The 24,733-nt window shown below is 67.1% G+C and carries 4 protein-coding genes; all 4 read right to left on the bottom strand.

Features of this window, described 5'->3' with window-relative positions:
• Positions 1–74: 74 nt before the first annotated feature.
• The 4 genes from AC5Y39_RS11150 to AC5Y39_RS11135 all read right to left on the bottom strand — a co-directional run bounded on the left by AC5Y39_RS11150 (position 75) and on the right by AC5Y39_RS11135 (position 24,733).
• Entirely contained in the window at positions 75–19,856 is a 19,782-nt protein-coding gene (locus tag AC5Y39_RS11150) for a non-ribosomal peptide synthase/polyketide synthase (RefSeq protein WP_500017109.1), read from the bottom strand.
• A gap of 27 nt (positions 19,857–19,883) precedes the next feature.
• Positions 19,884–20,108: an MbtH family protein gene (locus AC5Y39_RS11145; protein WP_499909885.1), complete on the bottom strand. Its 225-nt coding sequence runs from the start codon at positions 20,106–20,108 to the stop codon at positions 19,884–19,886.
• Positions 20,109–21,230: 1,122 nt separating this feature from the next.
• Positions 21,231–21,554, bottom strand: coding sequence for a hemophore-related protein (locus tag AC5Y39_RS11140; protein ID WP_500048215.1), 324 nt, complete (start codon positions 21,552–21,554; stop codon positions 21,231–21,233).
• 236 nt (positions 21,555–21,790) lie between these two features.
• Positions 21,791–24,733: an MMPL/RND family transporter gene (locus tag AC5Y39_RS11135; protein WP_500017113.1), complete on the bottom strand. Its 2,943-nt coding sequence runs from the start codon at positions 24,731–24,733 to the stop codon at positions 21,791–21,793.

Here is a 24,733-nt window from a genome sequence, read left to right as displayed (position 1 = left end):
CCACTCATCCAGGCTCGCGTGCTCACCCTCATCCAACAAATCAATCGACAACAAACGCCGCGAGGCGCCAGAAGTCATGAATTTCCCCCCAGGTCGGCGGTCATCGCCACCAGTACTCGTCGCAGCCGCTCGATCAGCGCTTCGACGGTTTCCTCTTCGAACACGTCAGTATCGAATTCGACCCGCAGGGTCAACTCGCGGCCCGGGACGGCTTGCACCGTCAACGGGTAGTGGTTGTACTCCTGCGGCGTGATCTCGGTGACCGCCAGATCCTCGGCGCTCAACTGGGCACCGCTGTCGATCGGGTAGTTCTCGTACACGAAGGCGGTGTCGAAAAGTTGGTCGTGGCCGGCGATGCGATGGATTTCATGCAGCGCCAAATGCTGGTGCTCCAGCGTGTCGAGGTGGGCGGTCTGCAGCTGTTGAAGGAGGTCGCCGATGGTGGTGGACGCGGTGATCGTTGCGCGCACCGGAACGGTGTTGATCAGCAGGCCCACCATGGATTCGGAGCCTGGCAATTCCGGCGGGCGGCCCGACACCGTGGTGCCGAACACCACGTCGTTGTTTCCGGTCAGCCACATCAGCAGCTGAGCCCATGCGCCGTGCAGCACAGTGCTGACGGTGGTGTGTTCCGAGCGCGCCAGCTCGCTGATGGCGCGCGTGGTCTCCTCGGGCATCTGCAGAGACTTCACGCCGCGCCGCCCGAGGCCCATGCGGTTGGGCGGCGCCACAAGAGTGGGCGTGTCGAAGCCGGCCAGCACCTTGCGCCAGGCGGCCCGGGCGGCATCGAGATCGCGTTCGGCCAGCCAAGTGACGAAGCTGCGGTATGACGGCGGCGCGGGTAGCCGCTGGCCCCAATAGCTGGCGAAGATTTCCTGCAGCAGGATCGGCATCGACCAGCCGTCCATGACGATGTGGTGGTTCGTCAGCACCAGGCGGTGGCGGTCGGGTGCGGTGCGGATCAAGGCGGCGCGGAAGGCCGGCGGGTCGGCGAGGTCGCAGACTGCGGCGCGTTCGTCGGCGCACAGCTGCTGCACCTGTCTGTCGACGTCGACGCCGGCGCCGTCGAGCTGCACGTACTTCCACGGCACGACGGTCTCGACCGGCAGAACCTGCACCGGCTCGTCGAACTGGTCGCAGAACCGGGCCGCCAGGTTCGGGTGGCGGTTCACCACGGTGTTCACCGCTTCGCGCAACCGTTCAGCGTCGATCGGACCGGTCACGGTGATGCTCAGCTGCACCGCGTAGAGGTCGTCGTCGCTGCCGTGCGCGGTGCTTGCGTGGAAGAGCAGGCCATGCTGCAGCGGGGTCAGCGGAAGGATGTCGGCGACGCGGTCCTGCGCCTGCAACTCGTCGATCTGCTGCTGGGTGAGGCGGGCCGGCGCGATGTCGGACGGCGTGAGACCGCCGCCGCCGTGTTGGACGTGCGCGCAGATGCCGGTCAGCGCGTCGAGCCACAGCTGGCTGAGCCGGTCGACCTGGGTCTGATCCAGCGCCGACGGTGCCCACGTCCATGCGGCACGCAAGCTGGGGCCGGCGTCGGTGTCCACGGTTCCGGCATTGAGTTCCACAGTGTGCGCCAACGGCATCGGGAGCGCCGACGCGGCTGCGGTTTCCGACATTCCGTCCTGGCTCATCAGCCAGAGGTCACCGGACATCTCGGCGCCGCCGGCGCCCAGCCGTCCCAGGTAGTTGAACCCGATGGCCGGATCGAAGCCGGCCAGGTCGACGTCGGCGTTGAGGTAGCGCAGCAGGCCGTAGGTGAGCCCATCCGGCAGCGCACGCAGCTGCTCCTTGGCGTTCTTGATCGCTGCACCCAGCGCCGCGTCGCCGGCGAGCACCTGCTCCCAGGACACGCCACCGCCCGTCAGCGCCACCGGGTACTTGGTGGTGAACCAGCCCACGGTGCGCGACAGGTCGACGTCGCCGAACAGTTCCTCGACGCGGCCGTGGCCTTCGACATCGATGGCAATCGGTGCGGAGCCGGTGCCCAGGAACTCCGACAGCGCCAACCCGAAGGCGATCAACAGGATGTCGTTGACCCCGGCGTGGAACGCGGCCGGCACTTCACCGAGCAGGCGCCGCGTCGTCTCGGGGTCCACCGACACCGACATCGAGCCTGCGGTGGCGTAGGTGTCCTTGTCCGGCTGCACGGCCGGCAACACCGCGGGCGTGGCCGTCACCTGCCGCCAGGCGTCGGCCTGCGCCGCCACCTTCGCGGCGTGCGCATATTCAGCCAGCAGCGCCGACCAGCGGGCGAACGACGTGCCCGGCGCAGGCAGTTCGATCGGTCGACCGCTGTGGTGCTGGGCCCACGCAACGTTCAAGTCTTCCAACAGAATTCGCCACGACACTCCGTCCACGGCAAGGTGGTGGACGATCAGCACCAGCTGGCTGGTGTCCGTCACCCACAACGCGCTGACCATCGCGCCCGCGGCCAGGCTCAGCCGCTCACGGGCCGCCACCAGCGCCTCGTCCGTCAGGGTGTCGACCACCTGCACGCAACCGTGCGCGTCGACGGATCCGGCGTCGGGCACGGTCAGTGACCAACCGCCGGCGCCGTCGTCTTCCACGCGCAGCCGCAGCATCGCGTGCCGGTCCAGCAGAGCCTGCAACAGCACCACCGCATCGTCCGCGCTCGCCCCATCAGGGGCCTGCACCACGACGGTCTGGTTGAACTGGTCGACGGGACCGCCGACGCTGCGCAGCCAGTGCATGATCGGGGTGGCAACCACCCGGCCGGTGCCCTCGTCGACCACACCGGGACCGTCGGCCACCCCGACGACGCGGGCCAGCTTCGCCACGGTCTGCTCGACGAACACGTCGCGCGGCCGGCAGGTCAGACCGGCGGCCCGGGCCCGGGCCGCAACCTGCATGGACAGGATGCTGTCGCCGCCGAGTTCGAAGAAGGAGTCGTCGACGCCGACGCGCTCGAGGCCGAGGACTTCGGCGTAGATGCCGGCCAGGATCTCTTCGACCGCGCTCGCCGGCGCCCGATAGCCGTCGACGTCCTGGTATTCCGGTGGCGGCAGTGCGCGGGTGTCGAGTTTGCCGTTGACGGTCAGGGGCAGCGCCTCGAGCACCACCACCGCGGCGGGCACCATGTATTCGGGCAGCCGCCCGCCGAGCTCGGCGCGCACCTTGACCGGGTCGGCGGTGCCGGTGATGTAGCCGACGAGGCGCTTGTCACCGGGGCGGTCCTCGCGGGCGATCACCACCGCCTGATCCACGCCGTCCACACCGGCCAGCGCCGCCTGGATCTCACCGAGCTCGATGCGATAGCCGCGGATCTTGACCTGCTCATCCGCGCGACCCAGATACTGCAACTGCCCGTCAGCACCCCAGCGCACCAAATCCCCGGTGCGATACATCCGCGCACCAAAGCCCCCGAACGGGCACGCCACAAACCGCGCCGCACTGAGCCCCGGCCGGCCCACATAGCCGTACGCCAACGCGGACCCGGCCACATACAACTCACCGACCACACCAGCCGGCACCGCACGCAACCACCCATCCAGGACGAAAAACCCCAGATGCGCCAGCGGCACCCCGATCGGGCTGACACTCACCTCGACGTCGGCCTCGACGATCTCCCGCAACGACGCATGCACCGTCGTCTCGGTGATGCCGTACATGTTGATCATCCGCGGCAACCCCGGATGACGCTCCAGCCACGACCGCATCCGCGCCGGCTCCAACGCCTCACCGCCAAACACCACCGTCTGCAACTTGAGCTGCTGGCCCAACTCGGGCTGCAACGCATCAGCGCTTTGCAACGCATAAAACGCCGACGGCGTCTGGCTGAGCACACTGACCTGCTCAGCCACCAACAACGCGTGGAACTCCTCCGGTGAACGCGCCACCGAATCGGGCACCATCACCAGCCGCCCACCACCCAGCAGCGCCCCCCAGATCTCCCACACCGAGAAATCGAACGCCAGCGAATGGAACTGGGTGAACACCTGCCCACCCAGCTCCAGGCTTTCATCCAACGTCTCCAACAACACCGCCACATTGCGATGCGCAATCGCCACACCCTTCGGCGTCCCGGTCGTACCCGAGGTGTAGATGATGTAGGCGATGTCATCAGCGGCCGGCACCGGCAACGCCGTGGCCGGCTGAGCGTGGATGCGCGGATCGTCGATGTCGATCACCGCCACACCCGCACCCTCGAACCGCTCCGCCAACTGCGCCGTCGTCACCACCGCCACCGGCACCGCATCACCCAACATGAACTGCATCCGCGCCACCGGATGCGCCGGATCCATCGGCAAATACGCCGCCCCGGTCTTGAGCACCGCCAAAATCGACACGATCGCCTCGATCGAGCGCGGGAACAACACCGCCACCCGCTGCCCCGGTCCGGCACCATAACCAATCAGCAAGTGCGCCAACCGATTCGACGCCTCATCCAACTCGCGATAGGTCAACGACCGACCCTCACACGTCACCGCCACGGCCTCGGGTGCTCGCGCGGCTTGCACGGCGAACAGCGCCGGAATCGACGCGAACGCAGTCTCAGGCTCACTCAGCACCGCCCGGTTGCCGGCCTCGTCGAGGCGGGCGTGTTCACGCTCGTCGAGCACATCGACCGACGAGAGCCGTAGTGACGGATCGGTCGTCATCGCGACCAACACCCGCCGCAGCCGCTCGACCAGCGACTCGACGCTGGCGGCGTCGAACACCTCGGTGTCGAACTCGACGCGCAGTGTCAGTTCCCGGCCCGGCACCGCTTGCACGGTCAGCGGGTAGTGGTTGTATTCGCGGCTGGCGAACTCCGCGATGGCGAGCCCGTCGACGCCCAGCGGCACACCGGTGTCGATGGGATAGTTCTCGACCACGAACAGTGTGTCGAACAGCTGGTCGTGCCCAGTGATGCGATGGATTTCGTGCAGCGCCAGATGGTCGTGCTCGAGTGTGTGATTGTGGGCGCGCTGAAGCTGGTCGAGCAGCTGGGCGCTGGTGGTGGTGGCGCTGAGCGTCGCCCGCACCGGCACGGTGTTGATCAGCAGACCCACCATGGAGTCCGCGCCGGGCAACTCGACCGGTCGTCCTGACACCACGGCCCCGAAGGCCACGTCGTGCTGGCCGGTCAGCCACATCAGCAGCTGCGCCCACGCCGCTTGCAGCACCGTGTTGACGGTGGTGTGCTGCGAGCGCGCCAGCTCGCCGAGGGCCTGCGTCGTCTCTTCGGACACCTGAAGCGATTCGACGCCGCGTTTGCCGAGCCCGAGCCGATCCGCGGGACCCACCAGCGTGGGGGTGTCGAACCCGGCGAGCACGTCGGCCCAGGCGGCGCGGGCGGCATCCAGGTCACGATCGGCCAGCCAGCTCACATAGCTGCGGTACGACGCCGCGGCGGGCAGCCGCTGCCCGTAGTAGCCGGCGAAGATCTCCCTCAGCAGGATCGGCAGCGACCAGCCGTCGAGCACAATGTGGTGGCTGGTCAGCACGAACTGGTGCCGGTCCTCGGCGGTGCGGATCAGCGCCGTCCGGAAGACCGGCGGGTCTCCCAGGTTGCAGACCGCGGCGCGTTCGTCCGCGCACAGTTGCTCGATCTGCCCGTCGAGGTCTGCCGAGCCGCCGTCGAGCTCGACATACCGGAACGCCGGCACCGGGGCGGCCGGGATGACCTGGACCGGCTGGTCGAACTGATCGCAGAACTGCGCCGCGAGGTTCGGGTGACGGTTGACCACCAGGTCCACTGCTTCGCGGAGTCGGTCGGCCTCGAGGGGGCCGGTGACCGTGATGCTCAGCTGCAGGGCATACACGTCGTCGTCGTTGCCTTCGGTGGCGCTGGCGTGAAAGAGCAGGCCCTGCTGCATCGGGGTCAGCGGCAAGATGTCGGCGACGCGCTGCCGGGACTGCAGCTCGTCGATCTCCTGCTGGGTCAGCCGAGCCGGGAGGATGTCGGACGGGGTGAGGCCGCCTCCACCGCGTTCGACGTGCGCGCAGATGCCGGCCAGGGCGTCGAACCACAACTGGCTGAGACGCCGGACCTGCGCGTCGTCGACAGCTGACGGCGCCCACGTCCAGTTCGCCTCGAGATGCGGGCCGGTGTCGGTGTCGACGGTGCCGGCGTTGAGTTCCAGGGTGTGCGCCAGCGGCATCGGCACCGCGGCCGCTGCGGCGGTCAGCGATCCGGCGTCCTGGCTGGGCCGCCACAGGTCCTCGGAGGTTTGCGACGCGGCCGCACCCAGCCGCCCGAGGTAGTTGAACCCGATGGTCGGATCCGGTTGGGCCAGCTCGACGTCGGCGTTGAGGTAGCGCAGCAGCCCGTAGGTCAATCCGTCGGGCAGCGCGCGCAGTTGCTCCTTGGCGTTCTTCACCGCGGCACCCAGCGCCGCGTCCCCGGCCACCACGTGACTCCACGACAGGCCGCCGGGCGCCAGGGCGACCGGGTACTTGGTGGTGAACCAGCCGACGGTGCGGGACAGGTCGACGTCGCCGAACAGCTCCTCGGCGCGGCCGTGGCCCTCGACATCGATGCCGATCGGCGCGGCGCCACTGCCCAGGAATTCCGACAATGCCAGCCCGAACGCGATCAGCAGGATGTCGTTGACCCCGGCGTGGAACGCGGCCGGCACCTCACCGAGCAGCCGTCGCGTGGTGTCGGCGTCGAGCCTCATCGACAGTGACCCGGCGGTGGCGTAGGTATCGACCTGGGGCTGCACCGTCGGCAACACGCCCGGCGTCGCGGCGACCTGGCGCCAGGCGTCAGCCTGCGCCACCACGTCGGCGGCATGAGCGCGCTCGGCCAGCAGCGCCGACCAGCGGGCGAACGACGTTCCGGGCGCAGGCAGTGCGATCGGCTGGCCGCTGTGGTGCTGAGCCCACGCAATGTTCAAGTCTTCCAACAGAATTCGCCACGAAACGCCGTCGACGGCAAGGTGGTGCACGATCAGAGCCAGCTGGCCGGAGTCGGTAGCCCACAGCGCGCTGAGCATGGTCCCAGCGGACGGGTTCAGCCTCGCGCGGGCCGCTGTCACGGCGTCCTCGGACAGCACGTCGACGACCTGTAGGCATTCGCGTGCGTCGACACTGCCGGGTTCGGGCACGATCGGCGCCCAGCCGCCCGCGCCGTCGTCGTCGACGCGCAGTCGCAGCGCGGCGTGCCGGTCCAGCAGCGCCTGCAACAGCACCACGACGTCGTCCTCGGTCGCCCCGGTCGGCGCCTGCACCACGACGGTCTGGTTGAACTGGTCGACCGCGCCGTCGACGCTGTGCAGCCAGCGCATGATCGGGGTGGCCACCACGGGGCCGGTGCCCTCGTCCGCCACACCGGACGCGCCGTCGGCAACGCCGACCACCTGGGCCAGGCGCGCCACGGTCTGCTCGACGAAGATGTCGCGTGGGCGGCAGGTCAGGCCGGCTGCCCGCGCCCGGGCCACCACCTGCATCGACAAGATGCTGTCGCCGCCGAGCTCGAAGAACGAGTCGTCGACGCCCACCCGTTCCAGGCCCAGCACCTGCGCGTAGATCCCGGCAAGGACCTCTTCGACCGCGCTGGACGGGGCGCGATACTCGCCTCCGGCATCCTGGTATTCCGGCGCGGGCAGAGCGCGCGTGTCGAGTTTGTTGTTCGGCGTCAGCGGCAGCGCGTCGAGCACCACCACCGCCGCGGGGACCATGTAGACCGGCAGGCGCTCGCTGAGTTCGCGCCGCACCGCGACCAGGTCCGCGGTTCCGGTGATGTAGCCGACGAGGCGCTTGTCGCCGGGGCGGTCTTCGCGGGCGATGACCGCCGCGTGCTCCACGCCGTCCAGCGCGGCCAGGGCCGCCTGCACCTCGCCGAGCTCGATGCGGTAGCCGCGGATCTTGACCTGCTCGTCGGCGCGGCCCAGGTACTGCAGCTGCCCGTCGGCACCCCAGCGGACCAGGTCACCGGTGCGGTACATCCGTGCCCCGGGTCCGCCGAACGGGCAGGCCACGAACCGCGCCGCGGTCAACCCGGCGCGACGGACATAGCCGACACCCACGCCGCGCCCGGCGACGTACAACTCGCCGACCACGCCGGCCGGCACCGGCCGCAGCCACTGGTCCAGCACGAACAACGCAGCGCCGGTGACCGGCGAGCCGATCGGCACGGCCGAGCCGGGGCTCAGCGGTGCGCTGATGGCCACGCACATCGTGGTCTCGGTGGGGCCGTAGGCGTTGATCATCACCCGGCCGGGCGCCCAGCGGTCCACCACCTCGGCGGGGCACGCCTCACCGACCACCACCAAGGCCGCCGACTCCAGCCCTTCGGGCTCCAACATCCCGACCGCAGAAGGGGTTTGGGTCAGCACGCTCACCTGCTCGGTGACCAGCACGTCGTGGAAGTCCTCGGGCGAGCCGGCGACCACTTCGGGGACGACGACCAGCCGCCCGCCGCGCAGCAGCGCGCCGAAGATCTCCCACACCGACACGTCGAAGGCCAGCGAATGGCACAGCGGCCACACGCCGTCACGCGGGAGACCGGCGTCCAGCGATTCGAGCAGCTGGGTGGCGTTGTGGTGGGTGATTGCCACGCCTTTGGGCACGCCGGTGGTGCCGGAGGTGTAGATGAGGTAGGCGATGTCGTCGGGCGCCGGCGCCGGCAGCGCGGTGCTGGGTTGCGCGGCGATCCGCGGGTCGTCGAAATCGATGACGAGCAGTCCGGAGCCGTCGAGGCGCTCCGCCAGCGAAGCGGTGGTGACGGCGGCGACGGGCGCGGCGTCGGCCAGCATGAACTCGACGCGGGCATCGGGATGCGCGGGATCGATCGGCAGGTAGGCCGCGCCGGCCTTCAGCACCGCCAGGATCGACACGACGGCCTGCGCCGATCGCGGCATGAGAAGCGCCACGCACTGGCCCGGGCCGGCACCGTGCTCGACCAGCAGATGTGCCAGCCGGTTGGCGGCTTCGTCGAGCTCGCGGTAGGTGGTCGAGCGGCCCTCGAAGCTGATCGCGACAGCCTCTGGGTGGCGTGCCACATGTTCGGCAAACAGCTCGGGAATGGACACCGGCGTCGCGGGCTGGGTCAGCACAGCGCGGTTGCCCATCTCGTCGAGGCCGGCGTGTTCACCCGCGTCAAGGAGGTCGATCGACGACAGCCGCTGCGTCGGGTCGGCGGTCATGGCCGTCAGCACCCGCTGGAGCCGGTCGACCAACGACTCGATGCTGGCGGCGTCGAACACGTCGGTGCGGAACTCGACCGCGCCGCCGATGCCTGCCGGCTCCCCGGCCTCGGTCCAGCGCTCGCCGAGTGAGAACGCCAGGTCCATGCGGGCGGTGTGAGTGTCCACGGGCAGCTGGCTGACGTCGACGTCGCCCAGCGAAAGGCCGGAGATCAGGTCATTGCCCTGTCCGGCGAAGTTCTGCCACGCCAACAACACCTGCACCAGCGGGTGATGGCTCAGGGATCGTGTCGGGTTGAGCCGCTCGACGAGCGCCTCGAACGGCACGTCTTGATGCTCGAAGGCGGCCAGGCTGCGCTGGCGCACGTGTTCCAGCAGCTCGGCGACGGTTGGGTCGCCGGCGACCTCGACGCGCAGGACCAGGGTGTTGACGAAGAACCCGATCAGGTCGTCCAGCGCCGGATCGCGGCGCCCGGCGATCGGGAAGCCCATGGCCACATCGGAGCTCGCGCTGATCTTCGAGAGCAGCACGGCCAGCGCGGCTTGCATCACCATGAAGCTGGTGGCGTTGTGCTGACGGGCCACCTCGATGACGCGCTGCTGCAGTTGCGCCGGCCAATCCACCGCCACGCTGGCTCCGCGATAGTCGGCCACGGCCGGATACGGCCGATCCGTGGGCAGCTGCAACCGTTCCGGCAGTCCGGCGAGGGTCTGTTGCCAGTAGGCCAACTGTGCGGCGATGCGGCTGTCGCCGTCGTCGAGATCGCCGAGTTGGGCCCGCTGCCATAGCGTGTAGTCCACGTACTGCACCGGCAACGGCGCCCAGTCCGGGGCCCGGCCGTGCTGACGCGCTTGGTAAGCCCGCGCCAGGTCAGCGACCAGCGGGGTGATCGACCAGCCGTCGGCGGCGATGTGGTGCACCACACCCACCAGCACGTGCTCGTCATCGCTGGTCTGGAAAAGCGTTGTGCGCAAAGGGATTTCGCTGGTGAGCTCGAACGTGTAGCCGGCGGCCTGCTCGATGGCCTGCTCCAGCTGTGCTGCCGACCAACCGGTGGCGTCGACGACATCCCATCCGAACACGGCTTGCTCAGCGGGCACGACGTGCTGGTGTGGGATCCCGTCGGACGCCGGGAACACGGTCCGCAGGCTCTCGTGACGGGCCACCACGTCGGCCAGTGCCGCGTGCAGCGCATCGGCATCCAGCGTGCCGCGCAACTGCAGTGCGACCGCCATGTTGTAGATCGGCGACGGCCCCTGCAGCTGATCGACGAACCACAACCGGTTCTGCGCGAACGACAACGGCACCACCGCCGGCCGCTCGACGGCCACCAGCGGCTCGAGCCCGTCGGCTTCCTCGCCGATCCGCGGCGCCAGCTGCGCCACGGTGGGCGCCTCGAACAGAGCACGCACCGCAACGTGGGCGTCGAGCGCTTTGTTGACGGCCGCCACCAGGCGCATCGCCGAAATGCTGTCGCCGCCGAGGTCGAAGAACGAGTCGTCGACGCCGACCCGCTCCAGGCCGAGCACCTGTGCGTAGATGCCGGCCAGGATCTCCTCGGTCGGAGTGCTCGGTGCGCGGTACGAATCGCCGTCGCGGTATTCCGGCGCGGGCAGCGCGCGCTTGTCGAGCTTGCCGTTGGCGGTCAGCGGCAGCGTGTCCAGCACCACCACCGCAGCGGGCACCATGTACGCCGGCAGCCGCTCCGCCAGCGCCGCACGTGCCGCGGACGGGTCCACCGCGCCCGGCACCGACTCGGTGACATAGCCCACCAGCCGCTTGTCGCCCGGGCGGTCCTCGCGCGCGATGACCGCCGCCTGCTGCACGCCGTCGAGTGCCACCAGCGCGGCCTGGATCTCGCCGAGTTCCACGCGGTAGCCGCGAATCTTGACCTGCTCGTCGGCGCGGCCCAGGTACTGCAGCTGGCCGTCGGGACCCCACCGCACCAGGTCGCCGGTGCGGTACATCCGCTCGCCGGGCTCGCCGAAGGGGCAGGCCGTGAAGCGCGCGGCGGTCAGTCCGGGCCGACGGATGTAGCCGCACGTCACGCCACGTCCGGCTACGTACAGCTCGCCGACCACGCCGGGCGGCACCCGGCGCAGCCATTCGTCGAGCACGAACAACGCGGCACCGGACACCGGCGAGCCGATCGGCACGGTCGATCCGGGTGACAGCGGCGCACTGATCGCCACGCACACCGTGGTCTCCGTCGGGCCGTAGCCGTTGATCATCAGACGGCCGGGCGCCCATCGGTCCACCACCTCGGCGGGGCACACCTCACCGGCCACCACCAGCGCCACCGACTCCAGCCCTTCCGGCGACAGCGCCCCGACCGCGGACGGGGTCTGCGTCAGCACGGTGACGTGCTCTTTGATCAGCACGTCGTGGAAGTCTTGAGGTGAGCGCGCCACCGATTCCGGGACCACCACTAGACGGCCACCGCCGATCAGCGCACCCCAGATCTCCCACACCGAGAAGTCGAACGCCAGTGAGTGGTACTGCGTCCACACCTGTCCCGGCGTCAAGCCCATGTCCGCGTGCAGCGACTTGAACAGTTCGGCCGCATTGCGGTGGGCGACGGCCACGCCCTTGGGCACTCCGGTGGTGCCGGATGTGTAGATGATGTAGGCGATGTTGTCGGGCGCGGGGGCAGGCAGGCCCGTAGCGGGGTAAGCCGCGATGCTCGGGTCGTCGACGTCGACGACGAACAGGTTGCGGCCCTGCAGCCGCTCGGCGAAGTCCGCGGTGGTGACGGCAGCGACGGGCGCGGCGTCGGCAAGCACGAACTCCATCCGCGCGGCCGGCAGCGCGGGATCGATGGGCAGATATGCCGCTCCGGTCTTGAGCACCGCGAGGATCGACACGATCGCGGCGGCAGAGCGTGGGAAGAGAACCGCCACGGAATCGCCCGGCCCGACGCCCCGGTCGACCAGCAGATGCGCCAGCCGATTGGCGGCCTCGTCGAGCTCGCGGTAGGTCATCGCGTGACCCGCGAAGGTGATCGCCGTCGCCTCCGGCGAGCGCGCCACGTGCTCGGCGAACAGCTCCGGTATCGACACCGGCGTCGCTGGCTGGCCGAGCACCGCCCGGTTGCCCATCTGATCAAGGACGACGAGCTCGCCGGCGTCGACCAGATCGATCGACGAGAGCCGCTGCGCCGGGTCGGCGGTCATGGTCGCCAGCACCCGCTGCAACCGCTCGATCAGCGCTTGGATGGTTCCGGTGTCGAACACGTCGGTGCGGAACTCCACCGATCCGCCGATTCCAGCGGGCTCTCCGGCCTCGGTCCAGCGCTCCCCGAGCGAGAACGCCAGATCCATGCGGGCGGTGTGCGTTTCCACCGGCATCTGGGCGACCTCGACATCACCCAGGGACAAGCCGGAAACCAGGTCGTTGCCCTGCCCGGCGAAGTTCTGCCACGCCAACAGCACCTGGACCAGCGGGTGGTGGCTGCGGGACCGAACCGGATTGAGTCGCTCGACCAGCACCTCGAACGGCACGTCTTGATGCTCGAAGGCGGCGAGGCTGCGCTGGCGCACCTGCTCCAGCAACTCGCCGACCGTGGGATTCCCGGTGAGGTCGACGCGCAAGACGAGGGTGTTGACGAAGAACCCGATCAGATCGTCAAGCGCAGGATCGCGGCGCCCGGCGATCGGGAAGCCGACGGCCACATCCCTGCTGGCGCTGATCTTGGCCAGCAGCACCGCCAACGCGGCCTGCAGCACCATGAAGGCGGTCGCGTTGTGCTGACGAGCTACCTCGTTGATCTGCTGCTGCAGCTGCGCCGGCCACTCCACCGCCACGCTGGCGCCGCGGTAGTCGGCCACGGCCGGATACGGCCGGTCCGTGGGCAATTCGAGCCGCTCAGGCAGTCCGGCCAGAGCCTGTTCCCAGTAGGCCAGCTGGGCAGCGATGCGGCTTTCGCTGTCGTCCAGGTCGCCGAACTGCTCGCGTTGCCACAGCGTGTAGTCGACATACTGCACCGGCAACGGCGCCCACGCAGGCGCGTGTCCCTGTTGGCGCGCCTGGTAGGCCTGCGCCAGATCAGCGACCAGCGGGGTGATCGACCAGCCGTCGGCGGCGATGTGGTGCACCACCCCGACCAGCACGTAGTCGTCGTCTGTCCGCTTGAAAAGCGTTGCGCGCAAGGGGATTTCGGCCGCAAGCGCGAATGTGTAGCTGCCTGCCTCCTGAATGGCCTCTTCGAGTCGGCTTGCCGACCACTCGCTGGCATCCACCACCTGCCAGCCGAATTCGGCTTGCTCGGCCGGCACGATCACCTGCTGGGGCACCCCGTCGGACGCCACGAACAGGGTGCGCAGGCTCTCGTGCCGGGCCACCACGTCGGACAGCGCGGCCTTCAGCGCGTCGACGTCGAGCGTGCCCCGCAGTTGCAGCGCGACAGCCATGTTGTAGATCGGCGACGGCCCTTGCAGCTGGTCGAGGAACCACAACCGGTTCTGCGCGAACGACAGCGGCACCACCGCCGGCCGCTCGACGGGTTTCAGCGGTTCGAGCCCGTCGGTGTCTTCGCCGATCCGGGGCGCCAACTGCGCCACCGTCGGCGCCTCGAACAGGGTCCGGACCGCGAGTGAGGTATTCAGCGCCTTGTTGACGGCGGCGACCACTCGCATCGCCGAGATGCTGTCGCCGCCGAGGTCGAAGAAGGAGTCGTCGATGCCGACGCGGTCGAGGCCCAGGACGTTGGCGTAGATGGCGGCCAGGATTTCTTCGGTGGGGGTGGACGGGGCGCGGTAGCGCTGGGCGTCGTGGTACTCGGGTGCGGGCAGTGCGCGGGTGTCGAGTTTGCCGTTGACGGTCAACGGCAGCTTGTCCAACACCACTACGGCGGCGGGCACTTCGTAGGCCGGTAGCCGCTCAGCGAGCTGCGCGCGCACCTTGACCGGGTCGGCGCTGCCGGTGATGTAGCCGACCAGGCGCTTGTCACCGGGGCGGTCCTCACGCGCGATCACCGCCGCCTGCGCCACCCCCTCCACGCCGGCCAGCACGGCCTGGATCTCGCCGAGCTCGATGCGATGCCCGCGGATCTTGACCTGCTCATCCGCGCGGCCCAGATACCGCAGCTGCCCATCGGCGCCCCAGCGCACCAAATCCCCGGTGCGATACATCCGCTGCCCGGGCGCCCCGAACGGGCACGCCACAAACCGCGACGCCGACAACCCCGGCCGGCCCACATAGCCGTAGCTCACCCCCTGCCCGGCCACATACAACTCACCGACCACACCCGGGGCCACCGGCGCCAGCCACTGATCCAGCACGAACAACGCCGCCGAGGCCACCGGCGACCCGATCGGCGGCTCCCCCGACCCCGCCTCCAGCGGGGCACTGAGCATCACCACCATCGTCGTCTCGGTCGGCCCGTAAGCGTTGATCATCACCCGCCCCGGCGCCCACCGATCCACCACATCCGGCGGGCACGCCTCCCCGGCCACCACCAACGCCGCCCCGTCCAAACCCCGCTCCGACAGCGCCCCCACCGCCGACGGCGTCTGGGTCAACATCCCCACACCCTCGGCCACCAACACCGCATGCAACTCCTGCGGCGAACGCACCACCTCATCGGGCACCACCACCAGCCGCCCGCCATGCACCAACGCCCCGAACGTCTCCCACACCGAGGTGTCAAACCCATACGAATGGCACTGCGACCACACCCCGGTCACCGGCAAATACTGTCCGAGTTGCTCCAACAACTGCACGACATGGCGATGCGCCACCGCCACCCCCTTGGGCGTACCGGTCGTGCCCGACGTGTAGATCACATACGCCACATCATCGGCACCCGGAGCGGGCAGCGCGCTACTCGGATAACCGTCGATACGCGGATCCTCGACATCGACCACCACCCCAACGCCCTGCAGCCGCCCCGCCAGCTGCGCAGTACTCACCGCAACCACCGGACCCGCATCGGCAACCATGAACCCGATACGCGCATCCGGATGCGCCGGATCAATCGGCAAATACGCCGCACCCGTCTTGAGCACCGCCAACACCGACACCACCATCTCGATCGAGCGCGGCACCAACAACCCCACACACCGACCCGGGCCCGCACCCAACTCAACCAGCAGATGCGCCAACCGATTCGACGCCTCATCGAGCTCGCGATACGTCAACGACCGACCACCACACCTCACCGCGATCGCGTCACCAACACGGGCAACCTGAGCCGCGAACAACTCCGTGATAGTCGCCGCGGCGCGCTGCGGCGCAGTCAACGCCGCCGCGTTGCCCCACCGCTCCAACACCACCCGCTCACCGCTGTCGAGCACATCAACCCTCGACACCCGCCGCGTCGGCTCAGCGGTAATCGCCACCAACACCCGCTGCAACCGGCCCACCAACGCCTCAACGCTGGCCGCATCAAACACATCAGTGCGAAACTCCACCACCCCACCGAGACCGACAAGCTCACCCGCGGCATCCCAGCGCTCACCCAGCGAGAACGCCAAATCCATTCGCGCCGTGCGGGTTTGCACCGGCATTTCGCTGACTTGGACCTCACCCAGCGTCAGCCCGGCAGCCGGATCGCCGTTGTCGTGCCCGGCGAAGTTCTGCCACGCCAACAGCACCTGCACCAGCGGGTGATGGGTTTGCGAGCGCACCGGGTTGAGCCGCTCGACGAGCACCTCGAACGGCACGTCCTGGTGCTCGAACGCCGCTAGGCTGCGTTGGCGCACCTGATCGACCAGCTCGCCCACCGTCGGATCGCCGGCCACATCTACCCGCAACACCAAGGTGTTGACGAAGAACCCGACCAAATCGTCGAGTGCGGGATCACGCCGACCGGCAATCGGAAACCCAAGGGCCACATCAGAACTCGCGGCGATCTTGGCCAACAACAACGCCAGCGCCGCCTGCACCACCATGAAACTGGTCGCGTTGTGCCCGTGGGCCACCTCACGCACCCGCTGCGCCAACTCTGCCGGCCAGTCCACCACCACACTGGCCCCGCGATAATCCGCCACCGCCGGATACGGCCGATCCGTAGGCAACGCCAACCAGTCGGGCAGCCCGGCCAACGCCTGCTGCCAATAGGCCAACTGCGCGTTGATGCGGCTGTCCGGATCGTCGAGCTCACCCAACTGCGCCCGCTGCCACAACGTGAAATCCACATACTGCACCGGCAACGGCGCCCACCCCGGCGCACGGCCCTCACGGCGCGCCAGATAAGCCTCACCCAGATCTCGGACCAACGGAGTGATCGACCAGCCGTCGGCGGCGATGTGATGCACCACACCCACCAACACGTGCTCGTCATCTCCGAGCTGAAAAAGCGTTGCGCGCAAAGGAACTTCGGCAGCCAAATCGAACGTGTAACCGCTCGCCTGCCCGACGGCATCGTCGAGCTGATCCGCCGACCACGCGGTCGCATCGACCAGCTCCCAGCCGAACTCGGCCTGCTCGGCGGGAACCACCACCTGCTGCGGCACACCGTCGGCCGCCACGAACACCGTGCGCAAACTCTCGTGGCGGGCCACCACATCACCCAGCGCGGCCTTCAAAGCTGCAGCATCAAGCGGGCCTCGCAGCCGCAACGCGACGGCCATGTTGTAGATCGCTGACGGCCCCTGCAGTTGATCGAGGAACCACAACCGGTTCTGCGCAAACGACAACGGAATCACCGCCGGCCGCTCGACGGCGACCAACGGCTCCAGTCCGCCCTCGTCCTCCCCCACACGCAACGCGAGCTGCGCGACCGTGGGCGACTCGAACAACGCGCGGACGGGGACGTGGGTGTCGAGGGCCTTGTTGATGGCGGCGACCAGACGCATGGCCAGCAGCGAATCGCCGCCGAGGTCGAAGAAGGAGTCGTCAGCCCCCACCCGCTCCACACCGAGCACTTGGGCATAGAGGCCGGCCAGGATTTCTTCAGTGGCGGTCGCCGGGGCGCGGTAGGAATCGACGTCGAGGTATTCCGGGGCGGGCAACGCCCGCTTGTCGAGTTTGCCGTTGGGCGTCAGCGGAAGCCTGTCCACCACGACCACTGCGGAGGGCACCTCATAGGCCGGCAGCCGCTCGGCCAGCGCCGTGCGCGCCTTGACCGGATCAGCGGTGCCGGTGATGTAGCCGACCAGCCGCTTGTCACCGGGACGGTCCTCCCGGGCGATGACCGCGGCCTGCTCCACCCCGTCCACAGCGGCCAACGCCGCCTGAATCTCGCCCAACTCGATGCGATGCCCGCGGATCTTGACCTGCTCGTCGACACGGCCCAGATATTGCAACTGCCCGTCGGCACCCCAACGCACCAAATCCCCGGTGCGATACATCCGCTGGCCGGGCCCACCGAACGGACACGCCACAAACCGCGACGCCGAGAGCCCCGCCCGGCCCACATAGCCCACACCCACGCCGTAACCGGCGACATACAACTCACCGACCACACCGGCCGGCACCGCACGCAACCACGAATCCAGGACGAACAACGCCGACCCCGGCAACGGCACCCCGATCGGCACCACCCCCGAACCTGCCGACAGCGGCGCGCTGACCGCCACCCACATCGTGGTCTCGGTCGGGCCGTACTCGTTGATCATCACCCGACCCGGCGCCCACCGATCCACCAGATCCGGCGGGCACGCCTCACCACCGACCAGCAACGCGTGCACCGACTCCAGCCCCTGCGGCGACAACATCCCCGCCGCCGACGGCGTCTGGCTGAGCACGCTGACCTTCTCCCGGATCAGCAACGCCCGCAGATCCTCCGGTGAGCGCGCCACCGACTCCGGCACCACCGCCAACTGCCCGCCACGCAGCAGCGCACCGAAGATCTCCCAACCCGAAATGTCAAAGCTGTAGGAATGCCACTGCGACCACACCTGTCCCGCACCCGCCGGCAGACCCGCCGCATCCATCGACCCCACCAACTGGGTCACGTTGTAATGCGTGATCGCCACACCCTTCGGCGTGCCGGTGGTCCCCGAGGTGTAGATCACATACGCCAGATCATCGGCAGCCGGCACCGGCAGCGCCGTGCTCGGATAGGCCTCGATGCGGGCATCGGCCACATCGAGAACCAACAGATCCCGGCCCTGCAACCGCCCTGCCAACCCCGCTGTGCTCACCGCCGCGATCGGCGCCGCATCGGCGAGCATGAACTCGATGCGCGCATCCGGATGTGTCGGATCAATCGGCAAGTACGCCGCACCGCTCTTGAGCACCGCCAACATCGACACGATCGCCTCAGCCGACCGGTTGAACAACAACGCCACCGTCCGACCCGGCCCCGCACCCAGCTCAACGAGCATGTGCGCCAACCGATTCGAGGCCTCGTCCAACTCCCGATACGACAACGCCCGGCCCTCGAACGTCACCGCCACCGCATCCGGCGCAGCAGCCACCCGAGCCGCAAACACCTCCGGAATCGACACCACCGCCGGTGCAGGCCCCGACAACACCGCCCGATTACCCAACTCATCAAGCCGCGCGCACTCGGCCTCGTCGAGCACAGTCACGGTCGACAACCGCCGCGACGGATCAGCGGCCATCGCCACCAGCAGCTGTTCCAACCGTCGGGCGAGTTCGGCGGGCTCGAAGTTCGCGAAGGGCTGGGCGGCGCCCTCTGTGCTGAGGAACAGATCGTCGCCCGAGTTGGCGAAGATGAATCCGAAGGCGCCTACCGGCCCGGGATTGGTGTATGACGCGGTCGCCGTGGCGCCACCGAACGGGAATGTGAGGGCCGGCGGGAGGAAGTTGACGCTTACCCTGTCGGCCCGCTGCCGCGACCCGGACCTGCGCTCGAGAGCGTGTACCGGAAATCGCTGGTGTTGGACAGCTTCGCGGATCCGGGCGTCGACGTGCTTGCAGAAGTCTGCGACCGCGGAGTCGGGTGAGGCGTTGAGCACCAACGGCACAACGCCGGCGACCATCCCGGGAAGCGTCCGCACCTCCGGACGCACGCGCCTGTTCACCGGGAAGTCGAGCACGACCTCCGAACCTTCAACACTCCAGCCGCGAACCAGCAGTGCGCACGCTGCGGTGATGACGGACGAGCGCGGAACGTTCCACGCTCGAGACAGATCGTCGACCCGGCGCAGCACCGCGGGGTCCAGGCGCACCGGCGGAGACAGCCAGGACGGATCTCGGTCGTCCTCTGCTGGTGGTAACTGGTAGTCCGAGCCCGTTCCCGACGGAAGGTTCTCACTCCAGTACGCCTGGTCGTCGAGGTAGTCCTTGGACGCTTCGTACTCTGCTTCGAGGTCGACCAGTTCCTGCAGTGAGCCGAAAATAGACGGCGGAATGGCGGCGCCGGAAACAACTGCGGAGTAAACCGATGCAATTCGCTGGCCCACCAAACCGAGACCGAATCCGTCGATGATGATGTGGTGGCAGCAGGCGAACAAATAGAATTCATCGACCCGGGTCTGGAATAACGCGAATTTGAAGAGCGGCCCGCTGAATGGCAGTGGCGTCCGCTGGATCGACTCGGCAATTCGGTGAGCTTCGCCCACTGGATCGGCGGAATCGCGCAGATCGTGATACGCGAGTTCGACGTCCGGGTTGTCGATGACCTTTTGGAAGACCTGGCCGTCTCGTTCGAAGAAGGCGGCTCTGCCGGGTTCCACCTCTCGCACGACGCGGCGGATCGCCCACTCGAGCGAGTCACGCTGTACCAGCCCCTCAATCCGCACGAACAGGCCGAGCTGCCACTCCGTGCCGGAATCACCGGTTTCCTGCGCCAGCCAGATGTCCAGCTGGCCGCGCGTCAGTGGAAGTGCGCGGTCATCATGTTCCATGCGGCCCCCCAAACCACGGGACAAAGGTCAAGAGCCCGAACCCTTGGCGAGCCTGTCGCGAAGGCTCTTCGGGCGGATATCCGGCCAGTTCTGTTCGATGTACTCCAGGCACGCGGCGCGGTCCGCCTCCCCGTAGACCACCCGCCAGCCGGCTGGAACGTCGGCGAAGGTCGGCCAGAGGCTGTGTTGCTCTTCGTCGTTGACCAAGACGTAGAAAGTGCCGTTGTCGTCGTCAAACGGATTGATGCTCATAGTTCTCCAGACCGTCTAGTCGACATAGGTGGAATCCCCCAAACAATACTGAAGCCAAACAGGGTCAGCACCCTGTTTCGGCAAACTTCTTGAACTTGCACATGTCATCCCAGGTCGGCACACGGGCGACGCTGGGGTTCCCCCTCAACGTGATCGAAAGTACGGCATCTAGCTGCACGAGCGTTCGGCGCCGCGGACTTCCGCCGGCTCTCGGCGGCTACCGCTGTTTACCGCGAAACGCTCGTCAAATCATAGTGCTCAGCACATCATAGCGGTATCCGCGTCGCCGCCACCCGACCCCGCAGTGGGTCGCGTCCGTGTCGCTCGTCGAGTGTCCACAGCCGCTCGGGTTTACCGCCGCCACGGTGTGCGGAGGCGCTCCAGCTCCGCGCACTACAACCCTGCGTAGGCACTTCAGCAAAGCGACATTTACGCTCAGCGTGGTTCGAAGCGCCGAAGTTCGGGCCAGCACAGTTGAATTCGCCAGCTGGTGGCGCACAGGCACGCCGCGGCGGACGCGACAACCTTCGAAACCTGACGCTGACTAGTTCGCTGGGCGCATGCGGAGGGCCGCCAATGCGGTGGGTCACCCGCTGCTCTGCGTAGAGAGTACCGGCCGCGCCAGGTTGGATTTGGGCTTTCCCGACGAACGCACCCATTTCCCAGCGGCCACAGCCGCGCGCGTCGAGCCGCGCTGCGGCAAAAGCCAGCTCTGGAGAATCGGTCGGCTCGGCTATTCGGCCGGCACGGCCGGTCGTGCACAGAAGCGCGCCAGGAAAACGCGTGGAATGCGGCAGTTCTCGAGCAAGTACAGCGTCAGAGAATACCGGGGATTCGGCGGCCGTATTCGACGACAAGGCCGCGCTGCCGACGGCGACTGGTATGGCCGTGCCGTAGCGCCACACCGCAATTCTTGCGACACCTGAAATTGCCACGCGACCGGCCGAAGAATACGGTTAATTCAGCATTGCTGGCGGGCAATCTGCGCGCACGTTACCTCGCGTGATGATGACGGCTGCCGAAGGCGTGATGGCCCCCGCAAACCAAAACCCCACATGTGCCCCGGGCAGTCGCTCAAGGCCATGTGGGGTTCTAGTCGAGCGTGCCCTGACGGGCGACCGCTCAGTAGTTGCTACAGGTGTTGAAGACCTGCTGAAGCATCGGAATGATCGGTCGATTGGCCGGTGCGTTCATCATGTTCTCGGCCATCTTCTGCCGCTCATCCGGCGGCGCGGCCAGGAACTGGCGCAATCCCGATTGCAGCCGCGGCGACGAGTTGAAGTACGCGGCAGCCGACTTGTCCTGAGCATTGAGTGCAGCCACCCACTGCGAGTACGAGCAAGTCGTGTTCACGACGGGGCCCAGGTCGGGGTCCGCCGACGCCGTACCCGCACCAGCGGTGAACGCCAACGCCAGACCACTGACTCCGATAGCAAGTTTGCTCAAAGAACGTTTGATCATAGGTGATCCCTCCCTCTAGCTGATGACATTGACTCTAGTCGCTGTCTCTAAACCTCAGGCCCCGATAGCCCACACCAGCCAGAACGCAACCGGTGCCGTGGATTGCGGCGCCAATCAGTCCATCGCCGCCCGGTGCTCCGGCGTTACACCGACCAGCGAACGAGCTTGTGCTGTGCCGACTTCCGCATCGCCCTCGCAATTTGTCGCTGCGCCAACAGCGGTCAGACCGACGGCCTCGGAATCCGGTCGGTGACTGCGTCGTCGTCGCGGCCTTCGTTCTTCAGAAGCAAGGACCGCACCAGCGGACGGGGTCCTTCCGACCTGAGCAGTGCACTGGCGGGGCGTTGACGCACTCGCTGCGGCCACCAGAACCAGCGACCCAGGATGGCAGCAATGGACGGCGTCATGAATGAACGCACGATCAACGTGTCGAACAACAGGCCCAAGCCGATCGTGGTGCCGATCTGACCGATGATCCGCAAGTCGCTGACGGCCATCGAAGCCATGGTCGCGGCGAACACCAAGCCCGCTGAGGTGACGACCTTGCCGGTGCCCCCCATGGCGCGGATGATGCCGGTGTTGATGCCGGCGCCTATCTCCTCTTTCATCCGGGAAACCAGCAGCAGGTTGTAGTCGGAGCCGACCGCCAGCAGGATGATCACCGACATTGCAAGGACCATCCAGTGCAGATTGACTCCGAGGATGTACTGCCACAGCAGCACTGAGAGGCCGAACGAGGCACCCAGCGACAGCGCCACCGTTCCCACGATCACCAGTGCCGCGATAAAGCCTCGCGTGATGATCAGCATGATGATGAAGACGAGGCAGAGCGCGGCAATAGCGGCAATCAACAGGTCGTAGGTAGAACCGTCTTGCCAGTCTTTCGCTGTGGCGGTGGTGCCGGCGAGATAGACCTTGGCGTCGACAAGAGGTGTGCCCTTGAGCGCTTCCTCGGCCGCCGTTTGCAGCTGGTTGATGCGCTTGATGCCCTCAGGAGTCGCGGGATCGCCGCTGTGAGAAATGATGAAGCGCGCTGATTTGCCGTCCGGCGACAAGAAGGATTTCATCGCGCGCTGGAAGTCGGGATTCTGGAAGACCTCCGGCGGCAAATAGAACGAGTCGTCGTTCTTCGACGCGTCGAACGCCTGCCCCATGGCGGCGGTGTCTTTGCTTGTTTCGTCCATTTCGGCGAACGTGCTCGACATCGTGCTGTGCATGGTCAGTACCGACATACGCATGGATTCCAAAGTCGGAATCATCTCCGCGATGACCGGAAGTATCTGCGGCATCAGGGTGTCGAGGTCGTCCATGCTCTTGACAAGGTCTTGCAGCTTGTCGGTCAGTATGTCGATGCCGTCGATCGAATCGAAAATCGCTCTCAGCGACCAACAGATCGGAATGTCGTAGCAGTGCTGTTCCCAGTAGAAGTAATTGCGAATAGGCCGCCAGAAGTCGTCGAAATCGGCTATGTGATCGCGCAGTTCTACCGTCACGTCTTGCAGATCATGAGTGGTTTCGACCATTCGATGAGTGGTACTGACCAACTGCTGCAGGATGGCGTATTGCTCCCGCATGATCTTGATCTGCTTGCCCAGATCGTCGGCCTGCTTGGTCATATCCTCGATACGTTTTCGCTGGAACTGCATGGCCTGTTGCTGGCCGGCGTTCTGCACGCTCAACAAGAACGGGATCGAGGTGTGCTCGATGGGCGTGCCTTCCGGCCGCGTGATGCCCTGAACGCGAGAAATACCGTGCACCCGGAAAAGGGCCTTCGCCACCTTGTTCAGCACCAGGAAATCCGAAGGATTGCGCAGGTCGTGGTTGGCCTCGATCATCACGATGTCCGGCATCATGCGCGCCTGCGTGAAGTGCCGTTCCGCGGCGGCATACCCGAGATTGGCGGGAATGTCGGCGGGTATGTAGAGCCGGTCGTTGTAGCTGGTTTTGTAGCCGGGTAAGGCAATGAGGCCGATCAAGGCGACTGCCAACGAAGCGGCCAGGATGGGCGCCGGCCAGCGAACGATGGCCGTGCCGACCCCACGCCAGCGGCGAACCCGCATTTTGCGCTTCGGATCCAGTAGTCCAACAGCGCTGCCCAGCGCAATGCCTGCCGGCACCAGCGTCACCGCCACCGCGACGGCAACAAGCATTCCGATTGCGCACGGGACACCCATTGTCTGGAAGTAGGACAGCCGGGTGAAGCTCAGGCAGAAGATCGCCCCCGCGATGGTCAAGCCGGAAGCCAGCACGACGGGCGCGACGCCGCGATACGTGCTGTAGTACGCCGTTTCCCGGTCTTCGCCGGCTTGGCGTGCCTCTTGATATCGACCGAAGAAGAAGATTCCGTAGTCCGTTCCCGCCGCGATTGCGAGGAAGACCAGCATGTTGACGGCAAAAGTCGACAACACGAAAACGTCGTTATGCCCAAGAAATGCCACGACACCCCTGGCCGCCGCCAATTCGACCCCGACCATGACGAGCAGCAGGACAACGGTGAGAATGGAGCGGTACACAAGAAGCAGCATCGTGAAAATGATCACGACGGTGACCAGCGTGATTTTCAGAATGGATCTGTTGCCGCTGTGCTGCATATCCGAGACCAGCGGTGAGGGGCCGGTGACGAATACGTTGATGCCGGGCGGCGGCGGCGTGCGGTTGACGATGTTGCGGATACCGGCCACTGATGCTTCGCCCGAGGGCGTGCCTTGGTTGCCGACCAGATTCAGCTGCACATAGGCAGCCTTACCGTCGGGACTTTGCACACTGGACGAGGTGAGCCGGTCGCCCCACAAATCCTGCACGTGTTGCACATGCTTGGTGTCGGCTCTGAGCTGCTGGACCAATCCGTCGTAATACTGGTGGGCATCGTCGCCGAGTGGCTGCTGGCCCTCCAGCACGATCATCGCGAAGCTATCCGAGTCGGATTCTTGGAAGTCTTGGCCGATTCGTGTCATGGCCCGAACCGAGGGCGCATCCGCAGGCATCAGCGACACGGAATGCTGTTCGCCGACCCGCTCGAGCGCCGGGATGGCGGATTTCCAATGCCAGCCGACCGAAGCCAGCGTCGTGAACAACGTGACCGCTATCCAGAACAGGACGATGGGCAGCGAGAATCGCCGAATTATCCGCGCGATGACGGGCGGCCGATTGCGTGGGGTGCTCAT

The sequence above is a fragment of the Mycobacterium sp. NGS39 genome, from assembly GCF_059812765.1.
This window is presented reverse-complemented; position numbering and strand designations above follow the sequence as displayed.

Coding starts and splice junctions, on each gene's coding strand:
- AC5Y39_RS11145 (WP_499909885.1), bottom strand. CDS start 20,108: ATGAGCATCAATCCGTTTGACGACGACAACGGCACTTTCTACGTCTTG.
- AC5Y39_RS11150 (WP_500017109.1), bottom strand. CDS start 19,856: ATGGAACATGATGACCGCGCACTTCCACTGACGCGCGGCCAGCTGGAC.
- AC5Y39_RS11135 (WP_500017113.1), bottom strand. CDS start 24,733: ATGAGCACCCCACGCAATCGGCCGCCCGTCATCGCGCGGATAATTCGG.